The organism is Pseudomonas koreensis (assembly GCF_036668835.1).
Taxonomy (GTDB): domain Bacteria; phylum Pseudomonadota; class Gammaproteobacteria; order Pseudomonadales; family Pseudomonadaceae; genus Aquipseudomonas; species Aquipseudomonas koreensis_I.
Genome location: NZ_JAZEVW010000006.1, coordinates 273792 through 298114, shown reverse-complemented (window position 1 = coordinate 298114; position 24323 = coordinate 273792). Strand labels below are relative to the sequence as shown.

The window sequence follows — 24323 nt, the reverse complement described above, 5'->3', positions numbered from 1 at the left end:
GGAGAGGGAGCCGATTTGTGGACTGTTCAAAACCTGTATACGACGCGGTATTTAAGTTTGGCACATCTCTCGCATTTACCACGGTCAGTTCCCTCTCCCTCCGGGAGAGGGCTAGGGTGAGGGGCTTGTGATCTTCAACGTTGCCGCTGATCATTCAACAACAAGATCAAAAGCAGGCGAGCTGACACTCGGCCTATTGAGTGGTGTGAAACGTCGCATGGCTTTGGATTTGTTTTGGATGCGCCCCTCACCCCAGCCCTCTCCCGAGGGAGAGGGAGCCGATTTGTGGACTGTTCAAAACCTGTGTACGACGCGGTATTTCAGTTTGGCACATCTCTCGCATTTACCACGGTCAGTTCCCTCTCCCTCCGGGAGAGGGCTAGGGTGAGGGGCTTTTGATCTTCAACGTCGCCGCTGATCATTCAACAACAAGATCAAAAACAGGCGAGCTGACACTCGGCCTATTGAGTGGTGTGAAGCGTCGCATGGCTTGGGATTTGTTTTGGATGCGCCCCTCACCCCAGCCCTCTCCCGAAGGAGAGGGAGCCGATTTGTGGACTGTTCAAAACCTGTGTACGACGCGGTATCCCAGGTTTGGTGTATCTCCCACGTCCACCACGGTCAGTCCCCTCTCCCTCGGGGAGAGGGCTAGGGTGAGGGGCTTTTGATCTTCAACGTCGCCGCTGATCATTCAACAACAAGATCAAAAGCAGGCGAGCTGACACTCGGCCTATTGAGTGGTGTGAAACGTCGCCTGGCTTGGGATTTGTTTTGGATGCGCCCCTCACCCCAGCCCTCTCCCGAAGGAGAGGGAGCCGATTTGTGGACTGTTCAAAACCTGTATACGACGCGGTATTTAAGTTTGGCACATCTCTCGCATTTACCACGGTCAGTTCCCTCTCCCTCCGGGAGAGGGCTAGGGTGAGGGGCTTTTGATCTTCAACGTTGCCGCTGATCATTCAACAACAAGATCAAAAGCAGGCGAGCTGACACTCGGTCTGGTGGTCGGGCACAGTTTTCGTGGGAGCTTGCCTGCAAGCGAATGGGCCAATGCAGGCAACACTGTCATTGGCCAAAAGGTGATTTTCTTCAATACCCGCCCAAAGCCGCTGACTAAGGTATGCACCTTGTTCCTCGTTTTGAAGCAGGTGTGCGATGAGTCTGATTGTTTCGATGGCGGCGTTTGCGTTGGCCGCTTCCATCACGCCGGGGCCGGTGAATATCGTGGCGTTGAGTTCGGGGGCGCAGTATGGGTTTCGTGCCAGTCAGCGGCATGTCGCCGGGGCGACGCTGGGGTTTGTGTTGCTGCTGGTGTTGATGGGGCTGGGTCTTCATGAGGTTTTGCAGCGCTGGCCATTCATGACCCGTGTGGTGCAATGGGCCGGTGTTGCGTTTTTGCTGTACATGGCGTGGAAACTGGCCAGTGATGACGGCCAGCTTAATGCGACCGCTTCAGGGCGGGCGCCGTCGATGCTCTATGGTGCGGTCATGCAATGGCTCAACCCCAAAGCCTGGCTGGCCTGTGTGGCGGGCATGGGTGCGTTCGTTGCCGATGGCGAGGCGCGGTTGGTCTGGCAGTTTGCGGCGGTGTATCTGGTGATCTGTTATCTGTCGGTCGGCTGCTGGGCGTATGCCGGGACGTTTTTGCGCGGGTATCTGAACAATGCGGCGGGGATGCGCTGCTTCAATCGGGTGATGGCCGGGTTGTTGGCGTTAAGCGCAATTTATCTGCTGCTACCGTAACCCCCTGTAGAAGGAGCCTGCTCGCGATAGCGGTTACTCAGACAACAAATATGTCGACTGGATAACCGCCATCGCGAGCAGGCTCACGCCTACAGGGATTGTGTGCAGCCTCAGATAAATGGCAACTCAAACGCCGCCCCTTCAATGTGATACACCGTCGGCTCTGCGGAAAAATATTCCTCCAGCCCCAGCATGAACAATCGATGATCCTCACTGGCTTCAAAGCCCGGCGTGTGATCCTCGAGCGACTGCCAGCGCACGATCAGATTGAAGCGCTCGGGCGTCTCGATTCCTTGCGCGAGCATGTGCCCGCCATAACCCCTGGCGCGGCAGAGCAGGGGGGCGACCTCGGCGAAGGCCTGTTTGAACCGCTCAACGTGTTGTTGATGCACGGGTAGCACAGCGATCTCGTAAACCATGACGTTCCCCTTAAAGTGAGTGCGGCGTGGTGGATGGCGCATCGGCGAGTGCGGATGGATCGACGGCAATCGCGATCTTGCCCAGCAGCCCGTTGTTTCGGCTTTCCAGCCGGGCATGGGCGAGCCCGAGGTCGGCCAGCGAATAGACCGCGCCGACATGCGGGCGCAATTGACCGCGTTCGACCAATGCGCTCAATTCATCGAGCTTGCCGCGATTCTGGCGGGTGAACACGAAATGGAAACTGGCGTTTTTGCCCCAGGCCTGGATCACGTTCTGTGGCTGGGCGATATCGACGATGGTCACCACTCGGCCCAGTTGCGCGAGTGCGTTGGGGCTGCGCGCCAGGGTGTCGCCGCCGATGGTGTCGAACACCACATCGACGCCATGCCCGTCGGTTTCGCGCAGGATGGCTTCGATGTAGTCCTCTTTCTCATAGTCGATCAGCACATCGGCCCCCATACGCCGCGCGAACTCGAAGTTGGCTTCGCGTACGGTGGTGAAGACCTTCGCGCCCATGGCTTTGGCCAGCTGGATCGCAACGTGCCCGACGCCACCCGCGCCGCCATGAATCAGCACGCTTTCGCCGACCCTGAGCGCCGCCCGTACCACCAGCGCTTCCCACGCCGTGCCGCCGACCAGGCTGAGGCTGGCCGCTTCGAGATGGCTCAGTGCTTTTGGCTTCTTGGCCACGATGGTTTGTGCGGCGACGTGGTACTCGGCGTAACTGCCAGGCCCGGCGAAGATCTGCGGGGTGTACCAGACCTCGTCACCCGGCGCGAAAGCCGTCACGCCCGGCCCGACGGCTTCGACCACGCCGGAAACGTCGTGACCGCTGATTGCCGGCAGCGGCACAAGGTCGGGATAGTCGCCGCGCCGAACCTGGTAATCCAGCGGATTGATGGAAGTGGCGTGTACTCGCACCAGTACTTCGCCAGCATTGGGGATGGGCTTGGGAACGTCGCGCAGTTCGAACGATTCCGGGCCGCCAAATGATTCAAGCATCATCGCTTTCATTTCATTTCCTCGTTTCGGTAAAAAGGGATATCGGGAAATCTCGATATTCTGGGGCAAAAAATTACAGCTCGCTGCCGATGATTTCGGCCAACTCACGTATCGCCGCTTCATTGCGCTTGTAGTAAGTCCATTGGCCGATGCGTCTGACTTCGACCAGACCTGCCCGTTGCAGCGTCGCCAGATAATCGGACACCGTCGACTGCGACAGCCCGACGCCTTCCTGAATACTGCTGACGCAGACACCCACCGTATGCACGTCGCCTTCATCCTGAGGAGGAAAGCTGTCGGCCGGGTCCTTCAAGCCTTTGAGAATCTCGAGGCGAGTACGGTTGGAGAGTGCTTTGAAAATGTCGAGTAGGTCCATGCCGCGAAGATATCGGATTTTACCGATATGTCAACGACTGATTTCGATGAGCTTCAACCCCGATACTGTCCCGGCGTGGCTGCCAGATGCTGTTTGAAGGCGCGCTGAAAATGCGCCTGATCGGCAAACCCGGCCGCCAGCGCGACGTCGGCAATCAACTGGCCGCTGCGCAAGCGCTCGCGGGCGAACTGGATGCGCTGGTTGATCACGAATGCATGGGGTGTCATGCCGTAATGCTGTTTGAACGCGCGGATCAGGTACGACGGCGATAGCTGCGCCGCCGTGCAAATGTCGTCGAGGCTCAGCGCATCGGTGCAATGCTCACGAATGAAACCGGCGGCGCGTTCAAGCTTGTCGTTCGGCTCGCGCAACGGCGCGCTGGCGGGGTTCAGACGCAGGTGCAGATCGCTGAAAAATTCCACCGCTGCGCTGTGTTTGCGCAGCAGGTCGCACTGATCGTCGACGAGGATTTCGTACAGCTCACACAAATCATGAAACAGCTCCGCGTCATCGAGATGGGTCACAGCAAAGCGACAAAAACCCTGCGCACCGAACCCCAGCTGCTGCTGCAGATCGCTCAGCCACGGCGTCTCGACGTACAGCATTACGTACGACCACGGTTGATCATCGATCGGGTTGCAGGCATGCACATCGCCGGGGTTCATCAGCACCACCGTGCCTGCAGCCACCTCGAGCTCTGATTGCTCATGCACATACGTGCTGCGCCCGGCGGTGATCGCGCCGATGGAAAAGTGCGCGTGGGAGTGCCGCGCATAACACACCTCACGGCCATCGGCGATGGCCCGCGCCTCGATGAAGGGCAGGGCATCGTCGCGCCAGAAGCGCGGGGCTTTTTCTGGGTTTTTGGCGGCAGCGTGTTTCATGGTGAGTATCCCGGCAGGCCAGTGCGCCAGTGTAGGGGCTGGGGACGCCAAAGGCTCGTCCAAGTTCGACAGGATGGGCTTTTTCAAGCCCAACGGCACATGCAAATCGGTAAGTGGTGCGCTCATCAAACCGGTTGAACTCCGCGCCAGACTCTTCCGTCACTTCCTATGAGGGGACACAGGGCAATGTTGTCAGGTCGCCCCACATAACGTTTTCACTCAGAAGGCGAGGGACCACATGAACACTTCAGATAACAGGGCAGGAACCACCGCAGACGAACCGTCCAAAGGCCAGGCCGGGCAGGCCTTCGAGCATTTGAAAGACGACGTCAGCGAAACGCTCGGCGGTGCTCGACAGCAAGCCGATGCGCAATTCGGTCAGTATCGTGATACGGCCGCCGAGCAGATCGAAGCGCTGGCGCAAGGCGCGAAAAGCTTCGTCTCGGAACTGGAGGACAAGGATACGCTGGGCATGTCCGACTACCTCTCCGACATGGCCGAGTCGATGACCGGGCTGGCGCAAAATCTGCGTGGCAAGAGTGCCGAACAGCTGTTGCACGACGCCGCCGAGCTGGCCCGCAGCAATCCGGCGCTGTTCATTGCCGGCAGCGTGGCGATCGGTTTCGGCCTGTCGCGGTTTCTCAAGGCAGGGACTTCTGCGGCGGCCGAAGTGACTGCCGATCACGAGCCAGCAGCCGGAAATTCAACGCCACCCGCCGGCGGTTTCGGCGCGCAGCGGCCCTATGAAACTTCGACTGCAACCCGCACTGATCCTAGTCCAGGCCTGGCGACCGGCATCACCCCGACGTCGGCCGATGAGCACGATCACCCGAGTGATTTTGCCGGAACCTCGATACCCACCTCGCCAACCAAAGGAGACCTGTCATGAACCGAGACGATGCAGATCTGCAAGGCGCCCGACCCACAGCCAATCATGACGACGCTTCGGTAACGGGACTGCTGCGGCAGTTGTCCCGCGAAGTGCCGGCGCTGTTCACCAAGGAACTGGCGCTGGCCAAGGCCGAATTTCAGTCCAGCCTCAACACGCTCAAAGCCGGGGTTGCGGCAGTGGCCGGCGGGGCGATCGTGTTGCTGGCGGGGCTGATCATTTTGCTGATGTCGGCGGTGTACGGCTTGAGTATGTTCATGGCGCCATGGCTGGCCGCGCTGATCGTTGGCGTGGTGGTGATGATCATCGGCTTCGTCATGGTGCAATCGGGCAAAAAACAGTTCGAACCGTCCCATTTCAAACCTGACCGGACGCTGGACGCCTTGAACAAAGACCAGGAAGCGCTGCGGAGGAAAGCCTCATGAAGACTGAATTGGATATCGAATCGCAAAAAAGCCCTGAGCAGATCGAGCGCGAGATCGACGCGCAACGCGCCAGCATCGGCAATATCGTCGACCAGCTGGAAAGCAAGTTTACCCCCGGGCAGATGATCGATCAGGCGTGGGGCATGCTGCAGAACAACGGCTCGCAATTCGTGACCAACCTGGGCACCAGCGTGCGCAACAACCCGGTGCCGGCGGTGCTGACCTCGGTCGGTCTGCTCTGGCTGATGATGGGCCAGAACCGTCCGCCAGTGCCGCAGCCGACCTATCGCAGCGGCCCGGATCAGGATCGGGCCGGGGAGTGGGCTGATGGCTTGGCCGATAGCCTCGGCAGCGCGCGCGAACATATGCATCAGACCAGCGATTCGTTGAAACACGGCTATCAATCGCTCAAGGACAAGGCTGCGCATATGGGCGAAAACGTCGGTACCGCCAAGGAAAATCTGCGTCACTCGATGCACGATGCCAGCGACCGATTGAGCCAGAGCGGCCAGGCCGTGGGGCAGCAATTCAGTCAGTTGCTCAAGGAGCAGCCGCTGATGATTGCGGCAGCCGGTATCGCGCTTGGCGCGATGCTCGGTGCCGCGTTGCCGAAGACCGCCACTGAGCAGCGCTATCTGGGCCGGACCAGCGCGGGCATGGTCGACAAGGTGAAAAAGCAGGCGCGGGAGGGCTATGAAACGGTCCGCGATACGGTGACGAAGACGACCGAGCAGGCGGCGGGGCAGCGTTCTCAGCCTGCGCAAGCGACGCCGTCTGATGAATCGGCGGACCTGTCCAAGGGATTGGGGACGTCTTGATGATGCTGGATAAGGGAGGCCTTGATATGGCCTCCTTTTTATTGCCGATCGTTTAGCCTATTTGGTAGTGCGGCGTTCGGGCTATTGGGGTGTGTCATTTTCCCCTCACCCCAGCCCTCTCCCAATGGGAGAGGGAGCCGACCGAGGTGTCTTGCGGGATGCATCGACCTGAATATTCCCCAATTCAGTCCCCTCTCCCTCCGGGAGAGGGCTAGGGTGAGGGCTGTCCCTGAAGAAACCGTCCCTCACGACCAAAAAAGGACCCCATCATGCAAACCCTGACCGGCGGCTGCCTCTGCGGCAATGTCCGCCTCGAAGCCAAAGGCCAACCCTACCGCGTCGGCCTCTGCCACTGCCTGGACTGCCGCAAATTCCACGGTGCCTTGTTCCACGCCTCGGCCATCTTCCCCGCCAGCGCTGTCAACCTCAGCGGCGAAACCCGCGATTACGCCGGCCGACATTTCTGCCCGCGTTGCGGATCCTCAGTGTTCAACCGCAGTGACGACGAAATCGAGGTCAACCTCGGCGCCCTCGATAGCCCCGATCAACTGCAACCGACCTACGAAAGCTGGACCCTGCGCCGCGAGTCCTGGCTGCCGGCGTTCGCGCTGAAGCACCATTACCCGCGTGATCGCGAGGGCCCTGGCCGCTCGGAAGATTAGCCAGAGCCCAGCCTCGCGGCGGCTCGATCAACCACGGATAAACGCCAGCAGATCGGCATTGATCGTCTCGGCTTCCGTCGTCGGCATGCCGTGCGGGAACCCCGGATACGACTTCAGCGTGCCGTTGGGCAGCAACTTCGCCGACAGCGGCCCCGAATTGGCATACGGCACAATCTGATCATCCTCGCCATGCATCACCAGCACCGGCACGCTGACTTTTTTCAGGTCTTCGGTGAAGTCCGTTTGCGAGAACGCGACGATGCCGTCGTAATGCGCCTTTGCCGAGCCCATCATGCCTTGGCGCCACCAGTTAGCGATCACGCCTTCCGACGCCTCGGCGCCCGGGCGGTTGTACCCATAGAAAGGCCCGCTCGGCACATCCCGATAGAATTGCGCGCGATTGGCCGCCACCTGCGCCTGAAAACCATCGAACACCGACTTCGGCAAGCCGCCGGGATTGCTTGCGGTCTGCACCATCAGCGGTGGCACCGCGGCGATCAGCACCGCTTTGGCAACGTTGTCCTGGCCGTGGCGGGCGATGTAGTGGATCACCTCGCCGCCGCCAGTGGAGTGCCCGACATGCACGACATTCTTCGTGCCCAGATGCTTGACCACCGCCAGCGCATCATCGGCGTAATGGTCCATGTCGTGTCCGTCCCAGACCTGAGCAGAGCGCCCATGCCCGCGCCGATCGTGGGCAATAACGCGAAAGCCCTGGCCGAGAAAGAACAGCATCTGTGCGTCCCAATCGTCGGAACTGAGCGGCCAGCCGTGGTGGAAATGGATCACCGGCGCGTCGCGCGGTCCCCAGTCCTTGTAGAAGATTTCAGCGCCGTCTGTGGTGGTGACAAATCCCATGTTCGCGACTCCTGGCCGATGTGGTGAGCAACCCGCGCGAGACGCGCGGAGCGATTTGGCTGATACACGTGATGTGCAAGCAAAGTACGAGCCGTTATCAACTGTAGGATCAAAGTCGCCATCTGCATGACCGGTGGTCGCAACGGCTGGCTTGAAAGTGCAAATCAGGTTTCGCTGAAAGGAACAAACCGCGGCGCGGCGGTGCCTGCGATATTTATGTCGAACAGTTCAAACTGTGAGCCAATGCGGCTGGGCCGTGCCCGGTGGCGGGAATATGATGTGAGCCCTCGTCAATTCAGGGCTACGCTGAAGAGCATTACAGCCTGTGGAGTGTGTGATGCTGGTGCCCGGAAAACCCGAGAATGAAGCGGCGCGAATGCAAGCGCTGCAAAGTCTCAATCTACTCGATTCAGCCCCCGAAGAACGCTTCGATCGCCTGACGCGGCTGGCCAAGCGCTTGTTCAACGTGCCAATTGCGTTGGTCACGCTGGTGGACAAGGACCGCCAGTGGTTCAAATCCTGCGTCGGCCTCGACGCCACCGAAACGCCGCGAGACGTCTCGTTCTGTGGGCATGCGATCATGCAGAACGAGTTGCTGCTGGTGCCGGACGCCCGCGAAGACGTGCGCTTTCATGACAACCCGCTGGTGACCGGCGCGCCGAACATTCGCTTCTATGCCGGATACCCGCTGACCGTTCCCCACGGCAACAAAATGGGCACGCTGTGCCTGATCGACACCAAGCCCCGTGAACTCGACGATGAAGAACGCGCACTGCTGCGCGATCTGGCAGAAATGGCCGAGCAGGAACTGACCGCGGTGCAGATGGCGAGCATGGATGAACTGACCTTGCTGTCTAACCGCCGCGGTTTCAAGCAGCTTGCGCAGCATGCACTGGACGCCTGTTCGCGGCTGAACCGGCCGGCGACCTTGCTGTTTTTCGACCTCAACGACTTCAAGCAGATCAACGACCTCTACGGACATGCCGAGGGCGACGGTGCGCTGAAAACCTTTGCCGACGTGCTGCGGATTGCCTTTCGCGAAAGCGACGTGGTCGGGCGCCTGGGCGGAGATGAATTCGTCGCGCTGCTGACCGGCTCCAGCCATGTCGAAACCACGGCGATCATGGCGCGCATGAAAGAAATCCTCGAAGAGCGCAACGCCACGCTGCACCGCGGTTATGCCATTCGGTTCAGCGTCGGCCAGATTGAATACGACCCCAAGCGCCACGACAGCGTCGACCGCCTGCTCGCCGATGCAGACGGCGCGATGTATGCGCACAAGCAGGCCTTGAAGCGCTGCTGACTCAGGCTTCATCGCTGGCAAGCCAGCTCCCAGAGCGGACAGTGTTGGGAGCATAAAAAAACCCGCCTGAAGCGGCGGGTTTTTTATTGGCTAACCGAAGATCACTCTTCGATGTTGCCCATGGCGGTGGTGTTGAAGCCGCCGTCCACGTACATGATTTCACCGCTGATGCCCGACGCCAGGTCGGAGCACAGGAAGGCGCCAGCGTTGCCGACTTCGTCGATGGTGACGTTGCGGCGCAGGGGGGTTTGCGCTTCGTTGGCGGCGAGCATCTTGCGGAAGTTTTTGATGCCCGAAGCTGCCAGGGTGCGGATCGGGCCGGCCGATACGCAGTTGACGCGGGTGCCGTCCGGGCCCAGGGAACCGGCCAGGTAACGCACGCCAGCCTCCAGCGAAGCCTTGGCCATGCCCATTACGTTGTAGTTCGGCATGGTGCGCTCGGCGCCCAGGTACGACAGGGTCAGCAGGCTGCCGTTGCGGCCTTTCATCATTTCGCGGCCGGCTTTGGCCAGGGCCACGAAGCTGTAGGCGCTGATGTCGTGAGCGATGCGGAAACCTTCACGGGTGGTGGCTTCGGTGAAGTCGCCGTCCAGTTGGTCGCCCGGGGCGAAGCCGACCGAGTGGACGATGCAGTCCAGACCGTCCCACTTCTTGCTCAGTTCTTCGAAGACCTTGGCGATTTCTTCATCGCTGGCCACGTCGCACGGGAAGCACAGCTCAGGGCTCGAACCCCAGCCTTGTGCGAACTCTTCGACGCGACCCTTGAGTTTGTCGTTCTGATAAGTGAAGGCAAGCTCAGCGCCCTCGCGATGCATGGCGGCAGCGATGCCGGATGCGATGGACAGCTTGCTGGCGACACCGACGATCAGTACGCGCTTACCGGCGAGAAAACCCATGTGTTGCTCCTCTTTCAGGTTATTGCGCAGTGGCTGGTGCCAGAAAAGCGGCTTCCAGCAACTGCTGTGTATACGGATGTTGGGGGGCGGCAAAGATACTTTGCGCGTCTCCCTGTTCGACCACTTGGCCATGCTTGACCACCATCAACTGGTGGCTCAGCGCTTTGACGACAGCCAGGTCATGGCTGATGAACAAATACGTCAGGTTGTACTTGGCTTGCAGTGAACGCAACAGTTCCACCACTTGCCGCTGCACCGTCCGGTCGAGCGCCGAAGTCGGCTCGTCCAGCAGGATCAGCGCCGGTTTGAGCACCAAAGCCCGGGCAATGGCGATTCGCTGCCGCTGCCCGCCGGAAAATTCATGGGGGTAGCGGTGCCGGGTTTCCGGATCCAGACCTACCTCCTTCAATGCCGCAATGATCGCCGCTTCCTGCTCGGCTGCGGTGCCCATCTTGTGAATCCGCAGGCCTTCGCCCACGATGTCATTGACGCACATGCGCGGGCTCAGGCTGCCGAACGGGTCCTGAAACACCACCTGCATTTCCCGCCGCAACGGGCGAACCTCGTTCTGCGTCAGGCAGTCTAGCTGCTTGCCTTCAAAACGGATGCCGCCCTGGCTGCCGATCAGGCGCAAAATCGCCAGACCGAGCGTGGATTTGCCGGAACCGCTTTCCCCCACGATCCCCAGAGTCTGACCCTGAGGCAGGCTGAAATTGATGCCGTCCACTGCCTTGACGTAATCCACCGTGCGCTTGAGCAGGCCTTTCTTGATCGGGAACCAGACTTTCAGGTCCGCGACTTCGAGCAGCGGCGCGCCGACTTTATTGCTCGCCGGGCCGCCGCTGGGCTCCGCGCCGAGCAATTCCCGAGTGTACGGATGCTGCGGCGAACGGAACAGCTCTGCGCACGATGCCTGTTCGACGATGCAACCGCGCTGCATGACACATACGCGATGCGCAATTCTTCGCACCAGGTTCAAATCGTGACTGATCAGTAACAGCGACATGCCCAGGCGCGCCTGAAGTTCCTTGAGCAAATCGAGGATTTTCAGCTGAACGGTCACGTCCAGTGCGGTGGTCGGCTCGTCGGCAATCAGCAGTTCCGGCTCGTTGGCCAAAGCCATGGCGATCATCACGCGCTGGCGCTGACCACCGGAGAGTTCGTGGGGCAGGGCCTTGAGGCGCTTGTGCGGCTCGGGAATGCCGACCATATCCAACAGTTCCAGCGTGCGTTTGGTCGCGACTTTACCGGACAAGCCCTTGTGGATGCCGAGCACTTCGTTGATCTGCTTCTCGATCGAGTGCAGTGGATTGAGCGACGTCATCGGCTCCTGGAAGATCATCGCGATGCGGTTGCCGCGAATGTGGCGGATGGTCTTTTCGCTCAGGCCCAGCAGGTTTTGCCCGGCGTAATTGATGCTGCCGGCAGGATGGCGCGCCATGGGGTAGGGCAGCAAGCGCAGGATCGAGTGCGCAGTCACCGATTTGCCCGAGCCGGATTCACCGACCAGCGCCAGGGTTTCGCCGCGCTTGATGTCGAAACTCACGCCCTCGACCACGCGGTGGATGCGCTCGCCGAAACCGAACTCGACGGCGAGGTCGCGCACTTCGATCAGATTGTCCTGATTCATTTCACTTCCTCGGGTCGAAGGCATCGCGAGCGGACTCGCCGATAAACACCAGCAGGCTCAACATCAGCGCCAGTACGGCAAACGCACTCATGCCCAGCCACGGCGCCTGCAGGTTGGACTTGCCCTGCGCGACCAGTTCACCCAGCGACGGACTGCCGGCCGGCAAGCCGAAGCCGAGGAAGTCCAGCGCGGTGAGGGTGCCGATGGCGCCGGTGAGGATGAACGGCATGAAGGTCATGGTCGACACCATCGCGTTGGGCAGGATATGGCGGAACATGATTGCGCCGTTCTGCATGCCCAGCGCTCGGGCGGCGCGCACGTATTCAAGGTTGCGCCCGCGCAGAAACTCGGCGCGCACCACGTCGACCAGGCTCATCCACGAAAACAGCAGCATGATCCCCAGCAGCCACCAGAAATTCGGCTGGACGAAACTGGCCAGAATGATCAGCAGATACAGCACTGGCAACCCCGACCAGATCTCCAGAAAACGCTGCCCGGCCAGATCGACCCAGCCGCCATAAAACCCCTGAAGGGCACCGGCAATCACGCCGATGACCGAACTCAGCACGGTCAATGTCAGCGCAAACAACACCGAAATGCGAAAGCCGTAAATAACCCGGGCCAGCACATCGCGGCCTTGGTCGTCGGTGCCCAGCAGGTTATCCGCCGAGGGTGGGGCCGGGGCCGGGACTTTCAGGTCGTAGTTGATGCTCTGGTAGCTGTAGGGAATCGGCGCCCACAACACCCAGGCATCCTTGGCCTTGAGCAGTTCGCGGATGTACGGGCTCTTGTAGTTGGCTTCCAGCGGGAATTCGCCGCCGAAGGTGGTTTCCGGGTAGCGCTTGATCGCCGGGAAATACCAGTGGTTGTCGTAATGCACCACGAGCGGCTTGTCGTTGGCGATCAGCTCGGCACCGAGGCTCAGCCCGAACAGGATCAGAAACAGCCACAGCGACCACCAGCCACGCTTGTTGGCCTTGAACAGTTCGAAGCGGCGGCGGTTGAGAGGGGACAGGTTCATCTCAATGCTCCCGGCTTTCGAAGTCGATGCGCGGATCGACGAAGGTGTAAGTGAGGTCGCCGATCAGTTTCACCACCAGCCCGAGCAGGGTGAAGATGAACAGCGTGCCGAACACCACCGGGTAATCGCGGTTGATCGCTGCTTCGAAACTCATCAGGCCGAGGCCGTCGAGGGAGAAGATCACTTCCACCAGCAACGAGCCGGTGAAGAAGATCCCGATGAAGGCCGACGGGAACCCGGCAATCACCAGCAGCATCGCGTTGCGGAACACGTGTCCGTAGAGCACGCGATTGCGCGTCAGGCCTTTGGCTTTGGCGGTAACCACGTACTGCTTGTTGATCTCGTCGAGGAAGCTGTTTTTGGTCAACAGGGTCATGGTCGCGAAGTTGCCGATCACCAGCGCCGTGACCGGTAGCGCCAGGTGCCAGAAGTAGTCGAGAATCTTGCCGCTCAGGCTGAGTTCATCGAAGTTGTTCGAGGTCAGCCCGCGCAACGGAAACCAGTCCAGATAGCTGCCGCCAGCAAACACCACGATCAGCAGGATCGCAAACAGGAACGCCGGGATCGCATAGCCAACGATGATTGCCGAACTGGTCCACACATCGAAATGGCTGCCGTGCCGCGTAGCCTTGGCGATCCCCAGCGGGATCGACACCAGGTACATGATCAGCGTGCTCCACAGCCCCAGCGAAATCGACACCGGCATCTTTTCCTTGATCAGGTCGATGACCTTGGCGTCGCGGAAGAAACTGTCGCCGAAATCCAGCTGCGCGTAGTTCTTGACCATGATCCACAAGCGTTCCGGGGCCGACTTGTCGAACCCGTACATGTGCTCGATTTCCTTGATCAGCGCCGGGTCCAGACCTTGCGCGCCGCGATACGACGAGCCGGCCACCGCCACTTCGGCACCACCGCCGGCAATGCGGCTGGTGGCGCCTTCGAAGCCTTCGAGCTTGGCGATCATCTGTTCCACCGGCCCGCCGGGCGCGGCCTGAATGATGACGAAGTTGATCAGCAGAATGCCGAACAGGGTCGGAATGATCAGCAACAGTCGCCGAAAGATATACGCCAGCATCTGATTACTCCGTGCCCGCAGGGTCGGCTTGCAGTTGGGTTTGGACTTCTACCGCAGGTTTGGCGTCAGGCTTGACCCACCAGGTATTGATGCCGATGTCGTACTTGGGCGAGGTTTTCGGGTGGCCGATGTGGTTCCAGTACGCCACGCGCCAGCTCTTGATGTGCCAGTTCGGCACCACGTAATAGCCCCATTGCAGCACGCGGTCGAGGGCTCGCGCATGGGCCACCAGGCTGTTGCGCGAATCGGCGTTGATCAGGCTTTCCACCAGTTGATCGACGATCGGATCCTTCAGGCCCATGCTGTTGCGGCTGCTCGGCTTGTCGGCGGCGGCGCTCATCCAGTATTCGCGCTGTTCGTTGCCCGGCGAGTTGGATTGCGGGAAGCTGCCGACCATCATGTCGAAATCCCGCGAGCGCACGCGGTTGATGTACTGCGAGACGTCGACGCGGCGGATCACCAGGTCGATGCCCAGATCGCTGAGGTTGCGCTTGAACGGCAGCAGCACGCGTTCGAATTCGGTTTGCGCGAGCAGGAACTCGATCACCACCGGTTTGCCCGTGGCGTCGACCATTTTGTCGTCGACAATCTTCCAGCCGGCCTCTTGCAGCAGTTGATAAGCCTCGCGTTGCTGGCTGCGGATCATGCCGCTGGCGTCGGTCTTGGGGTTTTCATAGGCCTCGCTGAATACCTGCGCCGGCAGCTTGTTGCGGAACGGTTCGAGGATCGCCCGTTGCTCGGCGTCGGGCAGGCCGGTGGCGGCCATTTCCGAGTTCTCGAAATAGCTGCGGGTGCGCACGTAGGCGCCGTTGAACAATTGCTTGTTGGTCCATTCAAAATCGAACAGCAGGCCGAGCGCCTGACGCACGCGCACATCCTGAAACATCGGGCGGCGCAGGTTGAAGACGAAACCCTGCATGCCGGTCGGGTTGCTGTTGGCGATCAGTTCCTTGATCAGACGGCCCTCGGTGACTGCCGGAACGTTATAGGCATTGGCCCAGTTCTTCGCGGTCATTTCCAGCCAGTAATCGAACTGCCCGGCCTTCAAGGCTTCGAGAGCAACGGTGTTGTCGCGATAGTAATCGGTGGTCATCGTGTCGAAGTTGTAGAAACCGCGATTGACCGGCAGGTCCTTGCCCCAGTAATCCTTGACCCGCTCGTAGCGCACCGAGCGACCGGCCTTGACCTCGGTGACCTTGTACGGGCCGCTGCCCAGCGGAATCTCCAGATTGCCCTTGTTGAAGTCGCGCTCGGCCCACCAGTGTTTCGGCAGTACCGGTAACTGGCCGAGGATCAGCGGCAGTTCGCGGTTGTTGCTGTGCTTGAACTTGAACAGCACTTTCAGCGGGTCTTCGGCGACCACTTCGGCGACGTCGCTGTAATAGCCGCGAAACATCGGCGAGCCTTCCTTGGTCAGCGTATTGAAGCTGAACACCACGTCGTCGGCGCGCACCGGATGACCGTCATGAAAACGCGCTTCCGGGCGCAGGTAGAAGCGCACCCAGCTGTTGTCCGGGGCTTTTTCGATTTTGCCAGCGATCAGGCCGTATTCGGTGAACGGCTCGTCGAGGCTGTGCCGGGTCAGGGTGTCGTAGATCTGCCCGATGTCATCGGCGGGCACACCTTTGCTGATGAACGGGTTGAGGCTGTCGAAGCCGCCAAAGCCGGCCTGGCGGAACACGCCGCCCTTGGGCGCATCGGGGTTCACGTAATCGAAATGCTTGAAATCGGCCGGGTATTTCGGCGGCTCGTTGTACAGGGTCACGGCGTGTTGCGGGGCGGCGCAGGCCAGCCCGGCGAACAGCAAGCCGCTGGCCTGCACGAGCAGGGCGCGAACAGCGTTCATCGATCTTTCTCCGAGGGCTTCAGCCACCACGCGCTCAGGCCCAGGGTATAGGGCGGCGTAGTGACAAAGGCCAACCGGTTGCGGTAGGCCAGACGGTGATAATTGAGGTACCAGTTGGGAATGCTGTAGTGCTGCCACAGCAGCACGCGGTCGAGCGCCTTGCCGGCGGCGACCTGCTCATCGCGAGTGCGCGCGGCGAGCAATTGTTCAAGCAGGTGATCGACCACTGGATTGGCGATACCCGCGTAGTTCTTGCTGCCCTTGACGTTCACTTGGCTGGAGTGGAAGTACTGCCACTGTTCAAGGCCAGGGCTCAGAGTCTGACCCAGCGTCATCGAGATCATGTCGAAATCGAACTGATCGAGGCGCTGTTTGTACTGGGCGCGATCGACGGTGCGCAAGTGTGCGTCGATGCCGATGCTGTTGAGATTGACGATGTACGGCTGGTAAAGACGCTCCAGACTCGGATTGACCAGCAGCAATTCAAAGCGCAGCGGCTGGCCGGCGGCGTTTTGCAGACGCTGGCCATGAAGTTTCCAGCCGGCCTCGGCGAGCAGGGCGAGGGCTTTGCGCATGGTTTCGCGCGGAATGCCGCGACCGTCGGTGGTCGGCAGGCTGAACGGCTCGGTAAACAGCCTGGCCGGCAACTGATCCTTGTACGGCTTGAGCATCAGCCATTCATGCCCGACCGGCAGGCCACTGGCGGTGAATTCGCTGTTGGGGTAATAACTGTTGGTGCGCTGGTAGGCGTCGCTGAACAGTGTGCGATTGGTCCATTCGAAGTCGAACATCAGGCCCAGCGCTTCACGGGTCTTCACATCGGCAAACGTCGCGCGGCGGGTGTTCATGAACAGCCCCTGACTCTGGGTCGGGATCTGGTGCGGGATCTGCGCCTTGATCACATCGCCTCGGCGTATGGCCGGGAAGTTGTAGCCGTTGACCCAGTTCTTCGCCTGATGCTCGATGTAGATGTCGAATTCACCCGCCTTGAACGCTTCGAACGCCACATCGCTGTCGCGGTAGAACTCGACTTCCATGCGATCGAAATTGTACTTGCCACGATTGACCGCCAGGTCCTGGCCCCAGTAATTCTTGACCCGCTCGAAAATCAGCTGCCGCCCCGGCGTCACCGAGGTGATGCGATACGGGCCGCTGCCCAGCGGCGGTTCGAAAGTGGTGGCTTTGAAGTCGCGGTCCTTCCAGTAATGCTGTGGCAGCACCGGCAACTCGCCGAGGCGCAGGATCAACAGCGGATTGCCCGAACGCTTGAGCACGAAACGGATGCGCTGCTTGTTCAGAATGTCGACGCGCAGCACCTCTTGCAGGGCCGTGCGGTACAGCGGATGGCCTTCCTTCAATAACAGGCGATAGGAGAACGCCACGTCATACGCGGTGATCGGCGCGCCATCGTGAAACCGCGCCTCAGGCCGCAGATTGAACACCACCCAGCTGCGATCTTCGCTGTACTCCACCGATTGCGCGATCAAGCCATAGCTCGACGCTGGCTCGTCACCGGATGGCGAATACTGCCCGGTGCCGACCATCAACGGCTCGTTCAGCTCATTGATGCCGTACTGGAGGAAATTCGCGGTAGTGACCGGGCTGGTGCCCTTGAAGGTGTACGGATTGACCGTATCGAACGTGCCGAACGCCATCACCCGCAACGTACCGCCCTTGGGCGCTTGCGGGTTGACCCAATCGAAATGGGTAAATCTGGCCGGGTACTTGAGCGTGCCGAACTGCGCATAACCGTGACTTTCGGTAATCGTCGCGCTTGCGGTTGAGCTCAAGGCCAGGCTGATCAGGAGCAGGGGGAGGGCACGCTTCAAGTCAGATCCGATCCAGCGGCTTGGGCTTTGTGGGCCGTACAGTAACAGCTTGTCTGGACAGGAAAAAGATCATGGGTTAATGCGCGGTTAATCGCTGGAGCGAAGAGCGCTCACCGTGGCCTTTGGAGTGGCTGGGCCCCGGGAAAATCAAAAGCCCCTCACCCTAACCCTCTCCCGGAGGGAGAGGGGACTGATCGAGTTGTTTGGGAGAGTTGCGCTTAGTTGAGATAACGAGTCGAACTCAAGTTTTGAAAAGCATGGAGATCGGCTCCCTTTCCCCCTCGCCCCCCGTGGGGGAGAGGGCTGGGGTGAGGGGGATGGATCTCAAAAGCACACACAAAATCCGATACAAAAAAAAGCCCCCGAAAACTCAGGGGCTCTTGCAATCAATGCGGCTGATAAACCGTGAGCATCTGCCCAGGCTTCAAGGCCTTCCCGGCCCCTGGATTCCAGCGTTTGAGATGCTGCATCTGCACGTTGAAGCGCTTGGCCACCACATACAAGGTGTCGCCACGCTTGACCTTGTACTGGGTCTGCTGCTGGCTGTCGTCCTTGCCTTTGGACTTGCTGTTGGCCGCCACCACCGTGTTGACCCGGCCAGACTTGCGAGCAGGCGCGCGCTTGCTGGTGTCCTGCATCACCAGAGTCTGACCGACCTTGAGATTCTTGCCGGTCAGCTTGTTCCAGCGCTGCAGGTCCTTGACTTCGACCTTGTTGGCCTTGGCAATGGAACCGAGATTGTCGCCACGCTTGACCCGGTAAGCGCGTTTGAGCTGCGCCACTTCCGACGGGTCGGCACCTTCGAACACCGGTTTCAGCGAGCGCGGGCTGATCAGCTCGTCGGGGCGCATGGTCTGCAGACTGGCCGTCAGCAATTGCGCCTTGGACGTCGGCACCAGTAGATGCTGTGGACCGTCGATCGTTGTGCGCTGCTTGAACGCCGGGTTGAGCTGGAACAGCTCGTCTTCATCGATGTTGGCCACCGCGGCGACCTTGGACAGGTCCATGCGCTGGTTGATTTCGACGACCTGGAAATACGGTTCGTTGGCGATCGGGTTGAGGTTGACGCCGTAGGCTTCCGGCGCCAGTACCACTTGCGACAGCGCCAGCAGCTTCGGCACATACGCCTGGGTTTCCGCCGGCAGCGGCAGATTCCAGTAGTCGGTCGGCAGGCCGAGCTTTTCGTTGCGCTCGATGGCGCGGCTGACCGTGCCTTCACCGGCGTTGTAAGCCGCCAGCGCGAGCAGCCAGTCGCCGTTGAACATGTCGTGCAGGCGGGTCAGGTAATCCATCGCTGCGGTGGTCGAGGCGGTGATATCGCGGCGGCCATCATAGAAGCGGGTCTGACGCAGGTTGAAGTAACGCCCGGTCGACGGAATGAACTGCCACAGGCCCACCGCGTCAGCGCGGGAATAGGCCATCGGGTTGTAGGCGCTCTCGATCACTGGCAGCAGGGCCAGTTCCAGCGGCATGTTGCGCTCTTCGAGGCGTTCGACGATGTAGTGAATATAGAGGCTGCCGCGTTCGCCGGCGTTCTCGAGGAAAGAGGGATTGCTGGCGAACCACAGGCGCTGTTGCTCGATGCGCGGGTTGACGCCCAGGCCTTCCTGCAACTGGAAGCCTGCGCGCATGCGTTCCCAGATGTCCTGGGGCACCTGCGGGCTGGGCTTTTCGGTCAGCCAGATCGGCTTCTGCTTGGCTCGCGCAGCAATGTTCGGCGTATGGGTCGCTTCAGTCTGCGGAGCATGGCTGGAACAGCCCGCCAGCGTGGCGGACACCGCCACCGCGATGGCCTGCGCCAGGCGGGTCAATGCGTCTGAATTGACGGACTTACGTATGGATGACGACATTGGCTGGAAGTAAGTTCCGGGCAAAAATGTCGGGCGATTCTAGAAAGCGCACCCCCCGCGGTCAACCATTCAGAATATTTGTGCCAACGAGCGAGTGACTTAGAACGTATCTTTCCACGCCCGCAAAGCCGCAAATACCTCGCTCGGCGCCCGGTTTTGAGCGCCTGCCCGTTCGTCCACTTTTTGTGTAACCAATGTTTCAGAAGTGCGCAAAAACGGGTTGGTGAGTTTTTCCAGGGCCAGCGTCGACGGCAGCGTCATGACGCCGTTTTGCCGTTGCTGGGTGACTTTTTCCAGACGGGCGGCAATGTCCGCGTTGCCCGGTTCAACGGCGGCGGCAAACTTGAGGTTGCTCAAGGTGTATTCATGGGTGCAGTAAACCAGCGTATCTTCAGGCAAGGCAGCGAGACGGCTGAGCGACAGATGCATTTGCTCCGGCGTGCCTTCGAACAGGCGTCCGCAACCGGCGGCGAACAGGGTGTCGCCGCAGAACAGCAGGCCGTGGTGATAATAGGCGATGTGTCCCAACGTGTGACCGGGCACCGCGTAGACGGCGAAGTCCCAGCCGAGCACGCTGACGCTGTCGTTGTCCTTGAGTGCCACGTCGCGCCCGGGAATGCTTTCGCTGGCGGGCCCGTAGACTTTTGCGCCGGTCGTGGCTTTGAGGCGCTCGACGCCGCCGACGTGGTCATGGTGATGATGGGTGATCAGAATGTCGCTGAGCACCCAGCCTGGATGGCCGTCTAGCCAGGCCTGCACGGGGGCGGCATCGCCCGGATCGACCACCGCGCAACGCTGGGAGCGGTGATCCTGTAACAACCAGATGTAGTTGTCGGTGAACGCGGGCAGGGCACTGATCTGTATCATCGTCGGAATCGCCAAGCGGAAAACATTGGCGCATCTTAGTAGTTCCTGGCGCTTTGGAGAATGCGATGAGTGATAAAGCGTTCGCACAGGCTGATCCCGACTGGCTGGCCCTGATCGGCGCAGCCCGTGAATGGCTGTCCGGCCCGCTCGGGCAATTGTTGCTCGATGAAGAGCGGCGCATGCTCGAAGACGAACTGGGGCGGTTCTTCGGCGGTTATCTGGTGCATTACGGGCCATCGGCCGAGACCCCGCCGGCGGCGCCGCAAGTGCAGCGCAATGTGCGCCTTGGCGCGCCGCTGCCCGGCGTCGAAATTGTCTGCGAAGAGCAGGCCTGGCCGTTGAGCGAACATGCCGCCGACGTCGTGGTGATGCAGCACGGTCTGGATTTCTGCCTGTCGCCCCACGGTTTGCTGCGCGAAGCGGCGAGTGCTGTGCGGCCAGGCGGGCACCTGCTGATCATCGGTATCAATCCCTGGAGCACCTGGGGGCTGCGTCATGTGTTCGCCCATGATGCCTTGCGCCAGGCGCGCTGCATCTCGCCATCGCGGCTCGGCGACTGGCTCAATCTGCTCGGCTTTGCGCTGGAGAAACGCCGCTTCGGGTGCTATCGTCCGCCGCTCGCGTCGCCCAAGTGGCAGGCCCGACTGGCCGGCTGGGAACGCAAGGCCGGCGACTGGCAACTGTCTGGCGGCGGCTTCTATTTACTGGTCGCGCGCAAGATCGTGGTCGGCCTGCGGCCATTGCGTCAGGAACGCCGCGAGCCGATGGGCAAGCTGATCCCGCTGCCGATGGCCAAGGTCAATCGGCGCCGCATCGAACCGTAAATTCTTCTTCTATTCGTGGCCGGGTTTTCCCGGCCTCGGTCATTGTCGATCCGTGATTGGCAAGACAGGCATTTTTTTGGAAAGACTGGCATGAGCGAAAGCGTTGAAAGCGTCGACACCGTAGAACTGTTCACCGACGGCGCCTGCAAAGGCAATCCCGGCCCGGGCGGCTGGGGCGCGTTGCTGGTGTGCAAGGGCGTGGAAAAGGAGCTATGGGGCGGCGAAGCCAACACCACCAACAACCGTATGGAACTGCTCGGTGCGATCCGTGGCCTCGAAGCGCTCAAGCGCCCGTGTGAAGTGCTGCTGGTGACCGACTCGCAATACGTGATGAAAGGCATCAACGAGTGGATGGCCAACTGGAAAAAGCGCGGCTGGAAAACCGCGGCCAAAGAGCCGGTGAAAAACGCCGACCTGTGGAAGGAGCTGGATGAGCAGGTCAACCGCCACAACGTCAAATGGAAATGGGTGCGCGGGCACATCGGCCATCACGGAAACGAGCGGGCCGACCAACTGGCCAATCGTGGGGTCGACGAGGTGCGCGGCTACAAGCAGAGCTGAATTTGTCGTTACACCGTGGCGCGGCCTTCGCGAGCAGGCCGCGCCACGGTCCACCTGAAACACCCCGCCGGGCGTGTTAACATCCGCGCCTTTGCACGATTGACCCGTTGAGAGCTGAACACTGATGGCCACCAGATCCGTTGTACTCGATACCGAAACCACCGGAATGCCGGTGACCGATGGTCACCGGATCATCGAAATCGGCTGTGTCGAACTGATCGGTCGGCGCCTGACGGGCCGGCATTTTCACGTTTACCTGCAACCGGATCGTGAAAGTGACGAGGGCGCCATCGGCGTTCACGGCATCACCAACGAATTCCTCGTCGGCAAGCCGCGTTTTGCCGAAGTCGCCGACGAATTCTTCGAGTTCATCAAAGGCGCGCAGCTGATCATCCATAACGCGGCGTTCGACGTTGGCTTCATCAACAACGAATTCGCCCTGATGGGTCAGCACGACCGCGCCGACATCACCCGGCACTGCTCGATCCTCGACACCCTGATGATGGCCCGGGAACGTCATCCGGGTCAGCGCAACAGCCTCGATGCATTGTGCAAACGTTACGGTGTCGACAACTCCGGCCGCGAATTGCACGGCGCTTTGCTCGACTCGGAAATTCTCGCCGACGTCTACCTGACCATGACCGGTGGCCAGACCAGCCTGTCGCTGGCCGGCAATGCCTCCGATGGCAATGGCACGGGTGAGGGCGCCGACAACTCCGCCACGGAAATCCGTCGCCTGCCAGCCGATCGTCAACCGGCGCGCATTATCCGCGCGACCGAGGAAGAACTGGCGGCGCACCTGGCACGACTGGAAATCATCGCCAAGTCGGCCGGCGCTCCGGCGTTGTGGACGCAGATCGCTGAAGCCGACGCACAGGCGTAAGGTGCTGTCAGTACTGACAAGTGGCCACCGTCGCCACATCCGCTGTAACCCTCTACCCTGAGTGCATTGGCAGATGAAAATCAAGGAATGAGGACTTTTCCCAGTATGCGTCCGGTCATGAATCCGAAATACCCAGGGCTGTCGGTGCGTGTCGCCGACGACGGCTTTGCGCCGTATATCTGGGGTAGCGATTTCAGCTTTGAAGTCGCGGCGTATGGCGCTGCGGTGATCGGCAAGCCTGTCGAGCAATGGCAGGTGACGCCGATCGTGCCGTATCGCAAGTGCTACGGCATCGATCCCGAGGAGTTCAGCGCTTTTCACAACGCGCCTGACAGCGCGATTTTCATGGCTCATCTGGATGACGAGCCGGTCGGCCATCTGGTGATCAGCACCAACTGGAACGGTTTTGCCCACATCGACGAACTGGCGGTGCATGCACCGGCCCGGCGTCATGGCGTGGCCAAGGCGTTGCTCGACGTGGCGCAGTTCTGGAGCCGCAAGAAAAAACTCCCGGGGATCATGCTCGAAACCCAGAACAACAACCTCGGCGCCTGTCGGCTGTACGAGCGTTGCGGTTACGTGATTGGCGGTATCGATCAGTTGCGCTATCGCGGCATTGACCCGAACACCGCTGAAGTTGCGCTGTTCTGGTATCGATTGTTCGATAACCCATTGGAAAACCCGCTCAGCTCGACAACATCGCCTCGGCTTGTTCCGTGATGATCGTCAGCAAGGTTTGAATCGCTGAGGACGGCGCGGCGTGCTTGAACGTCAGCGCATACAGGCTGATCGGCACCGCGGGTGACAGTGGGCAAACGTCAAGTCCGCCTGCGCGGGCATCCACTGCAGTGAAGGGGTCGACGATGGCCAGACCTTCGCCGGCCTCGACCATGCAGCGCATCATCTGCTGGGTTTGTACGCGGGTCTGGATGCTCGGCGCCGGGCGCAGGGCTTGCAGCTTGTTTTCCAGTGCCGGGCTGAGCGGGTCCTGACCTTCGAGGCCGATCATCGCCTGCCCGGCCAGATCCTGCAGAGAGATGTATTTCTGCTTCGGTTGCAGCCAGCCGTGCGGGGCAAGCAACTGCAATTTGCCCTGGGCCAGTGGCTGGCAATCGATATCGGCATGTTCAGGATCGTGCAGGCTCAGACCGAGATCGCTTTCACGCAGTAACAGGCTGCGGACGATGTCGCGAGTCGAAGCGCTGAGCAGGCTGCAGGGTGCCTCCGGCAGGCGTCGACGCAGGGCTGCGAGGCTTTGTGGCAATAACTGTTGCGCCAGCGGCGGCGTGCCGATGATGCGCAAGGGCGGGGCGAGGTATTGCTTGAGGCTGCCGGCCAGGCGTTGTACCGGTTCCAGCGCGGCATAGACGTGGGCGATCTCGACCTGCAACGCCCGTGCTTCGGCGGTCGGTTGCAGGCGCCCGCGAACACTGGCGAACAGCATGAACCCCAGCTGACTTTCGGCTTCGCGCAAACGCTCTTCGACCTCGGTCACCGGCAACTGCAACCATTCGGCGGCGGTGCCCAGGTGACCGGTCTGCAAGAGCGCCTGAATCACTTCGATGTGGCGTAAACGCATGCGTGAAGTCCATGTTCAGCAGGTGAGGGCGGTGCTGAATCCTACCCCAACTCTGCGCACATGACTGCTGCTCATCACGCTG

24 protein-coding genes are annotated in these 24323 nt (G+C 60.6%); 10 read left to right on the top strand and 14 right to left on the bottom strand.

All coding sequences use genetic code 11. From position 1 onward, the window contains the following. Positions 1 to 1155 precede the first annotated feature (1155 nt). The gene (locus V6F91_RS19425) at positions 1156 to 1743 is read left to right on the top strand and encodes a LysE family translocator (protein WP_332767227.1); all 588 of its coding nucleotides are present in this window, start codon (positions 1156 to 1158) and stop codon (positions 1741 to 1743) included. 110 nt (positions 1744 to 1853) lie between these two features. Here the strand turns inward: V6F91_RS19425 and V6F91_RS19420 are convergent, their stop codons facing one another. From V6F91_RS19420 to V6F91_RS19405, 4 genes are all read right to left on the bottom strand, one after another. Continuing rightward, entirely contained in the window at positions 1854 to 2162 is a 309-nt protein-coding gene (locus V6F91_RS19420) for an antibiotic biosynthesis monooxygenase (protein WP_332767225.1), read from the bottom strand. 10 nt (positions 2163 to 2172) lie between these two features. Continuing rightward, complete coding sequence (locus tag V6F91_RS19415) at positions 2173 to 3177, bottom strand: zinc-dependent alcohol dehydrogenase family protein (protein ID WP_332767223.1); 1005 nt, start codon at positions 3175 to 3177, stop codon at positions 2173 to 2175. 61 nt (positions 3178 to 3238) lie between these two features. After that, a complete protein-coding gene (locus tag V6F91_RS19410; RefSeq protein ID WP_332767221.1) occupies positions 3239 to 3541 on the bottom strand; it encodes a metalloregulator ArsR/SmtB family transcription factor in 303 nt (100 codons plus the stop codon). Between the two features lie 53 nt (positions 3542 to 3594). Continuing rightward, the gene (locus V6F91_RS19405; protein ID WP_332767219.1) at positions 3595 to 4425 is read right to left on the bottom strand and encodes an AraC family transcriptional regulator; all 831 of its coding nucleotides are present in this window, start codon (positions 4423 to 4425) and stop codon (positions 3595 to 3597) included. Positions 4426 to 4663: 238 nt separating this feature from the next. Between V6F91_RS19405 and V6F91_RS19400 the strand changes: the two genes are divergently transcribed. From V6F91_RS19400 to V6F91_RS19385, 4 genes are all read left to right on the top strand, one after another. After that, positions 4664 to 5314: a hypothetical protein gene (locus V6F91_RS19400; protein WP_332767217.1), complete on the top strand. Its 651-nt coding sequence runs from the start codon at positions 4664 to 4666 to the stop codon at positions 5312 to 5314. Then, entirely contained in the window at positions 5311 to 5739 is a 429-nt protein-coding gene (locus V6F91_RS19395) for a phage holin family protein (protein WP_332767215.1), read from the top strand. Before V6F91_RS19400 ends, V6F91_RS19395 begins: the two co-directional genes overlap by 4 nt. After that, positions 5736 to 6557, top strand: coding sequence for a DUF3618 domain-containing protein (locus V6F91_RS19390; RefSeq protein WP_332767213.1), 822 nt, complete (start codon positions 5736 to 5738; stop codon positions 6555 to 6557). Before V6F91_RS19395 ends, V6F91_RS19390 begins: the two co-directional genes overlap by 4 nt. Before the next feature lie 269 nt (positions 6558 to 6826). Continuing rightward, positions 6827 to 7219, top strand: coding sequence for a GFA family protein (locus V6F91_RS19385; protein ID WP_332767210.1), 393 nt, complete (start codon positions 6827 to 6829; stop codon positions 7217 to 7219). A 27-nt stretch (positions 7220 to 7246) separates the two neighbouring features. Here V6F91_RS19385 and V6F91_RS19380 read toward each other — a convergent pair whose 3' ends face one another. After that, entirely contained in the window at positions 7247 to 8077 is an 831-nt protein-coding gene (locus V6F91_RS19380; RefSeq protein ID WP_332767208.1) for an alpha/beta hydrolase, read from the bottom strand. Positions 8078 to 8414: 337 nt separating this feature from the next. Between V6F91_RS19380 and V6F91_RS19375 the strand changes: the two genes are divergently transcribed. Continuing rightward, on the top strand, positions 8415 to 9380 hold the full coding sequence (locus V6F91_RS19375) for a sensor domain-containing diguanylate cyclase (RefSeq protein WP_332767207.1): 966 nt from the start codon (positions 8415 to 8417) through the stop codon (positions 9378 to 9380). Positions 9381 to 9481: 101 nt separating this feature from the next. Here V6F91_RS19375 and fabI read toward each other — a convergent pair whose 3' ends face one another. The 8 genes from fabI to gloB form a co-directional block, all read right to left on the bottom strand. Beyond that, positions 9482 to 10276: an enoyl-ACP reductase FabI gene (fabI, locus tag V6F91_RS19370; RefSeq protein ID WP_090282903.1), complete on the bottom strand. Its 795-nt coding sequence runs from the start codon at positions 10274 to 10276 to the stop codon at positions 9482 to 9484. Positions 10277 to 10295: 19 nt separating this feature from the next. Next, on the bottom strand, positions 10296 to 11906 hold the full coding sequence (locus tag V6F91_RS19365; protein WP_332767206.1) for an ABC transporter ATP-binding protein: 1611 nt from the start codon (positions 11904 to 11906) through the stop codon (positions 10296 to 10298). Between the two features lies 1 nt (position 11907). Continuing rightward, positions 11908 to 12927 (bottom strand): ABC transporter permease, encoded by a 1020-nt coding sequence (locus tag V6F91_RS19360; RefSeq protein ID WP_332767205.1) that lies wholly within the window; start codon positions 12925 to 12927, stop codon positions 11908 to 11910. Position 12928: 1 nt separating this feature from the next. Then, positions 12929 to 14002 carry a microcin C ABC transporter permease YejB gene (locus V6F91_RS19355; protein ID WP_332767204.1) on the bottom strand — a complete coding sequence of 358 codons (1074 nt, stop codon included), beginning with the start codon at positions 14000 to 14002 and terminating at the stop codon, positions 12929 to 12931. Between the two features lie 4 nt (positions 14003 to 14006). Then, a complete protein-coding gene (locus tag V6F91_RS19350) occupies positions 14007 to 15848 on the bottom strand; it encodes an extracellular solute-binding protein (RefSeq protein WP_332767202.1) in 1842 nt (613 codons plus the stop codon). Next, positions 15845 to 17677 (bottom strand): extracellular solute-binding protein, encoded by a 1833-nt coding sequence (locus V6F91_RS19345; protein ID WP_332767199.1) that lies wholly within the window; start codon positions 17675 to 17677, stop codon positions 15845 to 15847. Before V6F91_RS19345 ends, V6F91_RS19350 begins: the two co-directional genes overlap by 4 nt. 386 nt (positions 17678 to 18063) lie before the next feature. Further along, positions 18064 to 19527, bottom strand: a complete 1464-nt coding sequence (locus V6F91_RS19340; protein WP_332767197.1) for a transglycosylase SLT domain-containing protein — start codon at positions 19525 to 19527, stop codon at positions 18064 to 18066. A gap of 99 nt (positions 19528 to 19626) precedes the next feature. Then, positions 19627 to 20394 carry a hydroxyacylglutathione hydrolase gene (gene gloB / locus V6F91_RS19335; protein ID WP_332767195.1) on the bottom strand — a complete coding sequence of 256 codons (768 nt, stop codon included), beginning with the start codon at positions 20392 to 20394 and terminating at the stop codon, positions 19627 to 19629. Positions 20395 to 20459: 65 nt separating this feature from the next. Here gloB and V6F91_RS19330 point away from each other — a divergent pair, with 65 nt between their 5' ends. From V6F91_RS19330 to V6F91_RS19315, 4 genes are all read left to right on the top strand, one after another. After that, positions 20460 to 21218, top strand: a complete 759-nt coding sequence (locus tag V6F91_RS19330; protein ID WP_090282909.1) for a class I SAM-dependent methyltransferase — start codon at positions 20460 to 20462, stop codon at positions 21216 to 21218. Between the two features lie 90 nt (positions 21219 to 21308). Then, positions 21309 to 21779 carry a ribonuclease HI gene (gene rnhA, locus V6F91_RS19325; RefSeq protein ID WP_203421732.1) on the top strand — a complete coding sequence of 157 codons (471 nt, stop codon included), beginning with the start codon at positions 21309 to 21311 and terminating at the stop codon, positions 21777 to 21779. 124 nt (positions 21780 to 21903) lie between these two features. Continuing rightward, positions 21904 to 22662 (top strand): DNA polymerase III subunit epsilon, encoded by a 759-nt coding sequence (gene dnaQ, locus V6F91_RS19320; RefSeq protein ID WP_332767191.1) that lies wholly within the window; start codon positions 21904 to 21906, stop codon positions 22660 to 22662. A gap of 105 nt (positions 22663 to 22767) precedes the next feature. Continuing rightward, positions 22768 to 23382 carry a GNAT family N-acetyltransferase gene (locus tag V6F91_RS19315; protein WP_203421734.1) on the top strand — a complete coding sequence of 205 codons (615 nt, stop codon included), beginning with the start codon at positions 22768 to 22770 and terminating at the stop codon, positions 23380 to 23382. Here the strand turns inward: V6F91_RS19315 and V6F91_RS19310 are convergent. Then, positions 23348 to 24241, bottom strand: coding sequence for a LysR family transcriptional regulator (locus V6F91_RS19310; protein ID WP_332767188.1), 894 nt, complete (start codon positions 24239 to 24241; stop codon positions 23348 to 23350). The genes V6F91_RS19315 and V6F91_RS19310 overlap by 35 nt on opposite strands. Positions 24242 to 24323: the final 82 nt, after the last annotated feature.

What these genes read in the sequence shown, in the direction of transcription:
- V6F91_RS19315 (WP_203421734.1), top strand. Translation starts at nt 22,768, where the DNA reads ATGCGTCCGGTCATGAATCCGAAATACCCAGGGCTGTCGGTGCGTGTC.
- V6F91_RS19350 (WP_332767202.1), bottom strand. Translation starts at nt 15,848, where the DNA reads ATGAACGCTGTTCGCGCCCTGCTCGTGCAGGCCAGCGGCTTGCTGTTC.
- V6F91_RS19340 (WP_332767197.1), bottom strand. Translation starts at nt 19,527, where the DNA reads ATGTCGTCATCCATACGTAAGTCCGTCAATTCAGACGCATTGACCCGC.
- V6F91_RS19400 (WP_332767217.1), top strand. Translation starts at nt 4,664, where the DNA reads ATGAACACTTCAGATAACAGGGCAGGAACCACCGCAGACGAACCGTCC.
- V6F91_RS19395 (WP_332767215.1), top strand. Translation starts at nt 5,311, where the DNA reads ATGAACCGAGACGATGCAGATCTGCAAGGCGCCCGACCCACAGCCAAT.
- V6F91_RS19415 (WP_332767223.1), bottom strand. Translation starts at nt 3,177, where the DNA reads ATGAAAGCGATGATGCTTGAATCATTTGGCGGCCCGGAATCGTTCGAA.
- V6F91_RS19410 (WP_332767221.1), bottom strand. Translation starts at nt 3,541, where the DNA reads ATGGACCTACTCGACATTTTCAAAGCACTCTCCAACCGTACTCGCCTC.
- rnhA (WP_203421732.1), top strand. Translation starts at nt 21,309, where the DNA reads ATGAGCGAAAGCGTTGAAAGCGTCGACACCGTAGAACTGTTCACCGAC.
- V6F91_RS19385 (WP_332767210.1), top strand. Translation starts at nt 6,827, where the DNA reads ATGCAAACCCTGACCGGCGGCTGCCTCTGCGGCAATGTCCGCCTCGAA.
- gloB (WP_332767195.1), bottom strand. Translation starts at nt 20,394, where the DNA reads ATGATACAGATCAGTGCCCTGCCCGCGTTCACCGACAACTACATCTGG.
- V6F91_RS19420 (WP_332767225.1), bottom strand. Translation starts at nt 2,162, where the DNA reads ATGGTTTACGAGATCGCTGTGCTACCCGTGCATCAACAACACGTTGAG.
- V6F91_RS19390 (WP_332767213.1), top strand. Translation starts at nt 5,736, where the DNA reads ATGAAGACTGAATTGGATATCGAATCGCAAAAAAGCCCTGAGCAGATC.
- V6F91_RS19375 (WP_332767207.1), top strand. Translation starts at nt 8,415, where the DNA reads ATGCTGGTGCCCGGAAAACCCGAGAATGAAGCGGCGCGAATGCAAGCG.
- V6F91_RS19365 (WP_332767206.1), bottom strand. Translation starts at nt 11,906, where the DNA reads ATGAATCAGGACAATCTGATCGAAGTGCGCGACCTCGCCGTCGAGTTC.
- fabI (WP_090282903.1), bottom strand. Translation starts at nt 10,276, where the DNA reads ATGGGTTTTCTCGCCGGTAAGCGCGTACTGATCGTCGGTGTCGCCAGC.
- V6F91_RS19360 (WP_332767205.1), bottom strand. Translation starts at nt 12,927, where the DNA reads ATGAACCTGTCCCCTCTCAACCGCCGCCGCTTCGAACTGTTCAAGGCC.
- V6F91_RS19425 (WP_332767227.1), top strand. Translation starts at nt 1,156, where the DNA reads ATGAGTCTGATTGTTTCGATGGCGGCGTTTGCGTTGGCCGCTTCCATC.
- V6F91_RS19330 (WP_090282909.1), top strand. Translation starts at nt 20,460, where the DNA reads ATGAGTGATAAAGCGTTCGCACAGGCTGATCCCGACTGGCTGGCCCTG.
- V6F91_RS19355 (WP_332767204.1), bottom strand. Translation starts at nt 14,002, where the DNA reads ATGCTGGCGTATATCTTTCGGCGACTGTTGCTGATCATTCCGACCCTG.
- V6F91_RS19310 (WP_332767188.1), bottom strand. Translation starts at nt 24,241, where the DNA reads ATGCGTTTACGCCACATCGAAGTGATTCAGGCGCTCTTGCAGACCGGT.
- V6F91_RS19405 (WP_332767219.1), bottom strand. Translation starts at nt 4,425, where the DNA reads ATGAAACACGCTGCCGCCAAAAACCCAGAAAAAGCCCCGCGCTTCTGG.
- dnaQ (WP_332767191.1), top strand. Translation starts at nt 21,904, where the DNA reads ATGGCCACCAGATCCGTTGTACTCGATACCGAAACCACCGGAATGCCG.
- V6F91_RS19380 (WP_332767208.1), bottom strand. Translation starts at nt 8,077, where the DNA reads ATGGGATTTGTCACCACCACAGACGGCGCTGAAATCTTCTACAAGGAC.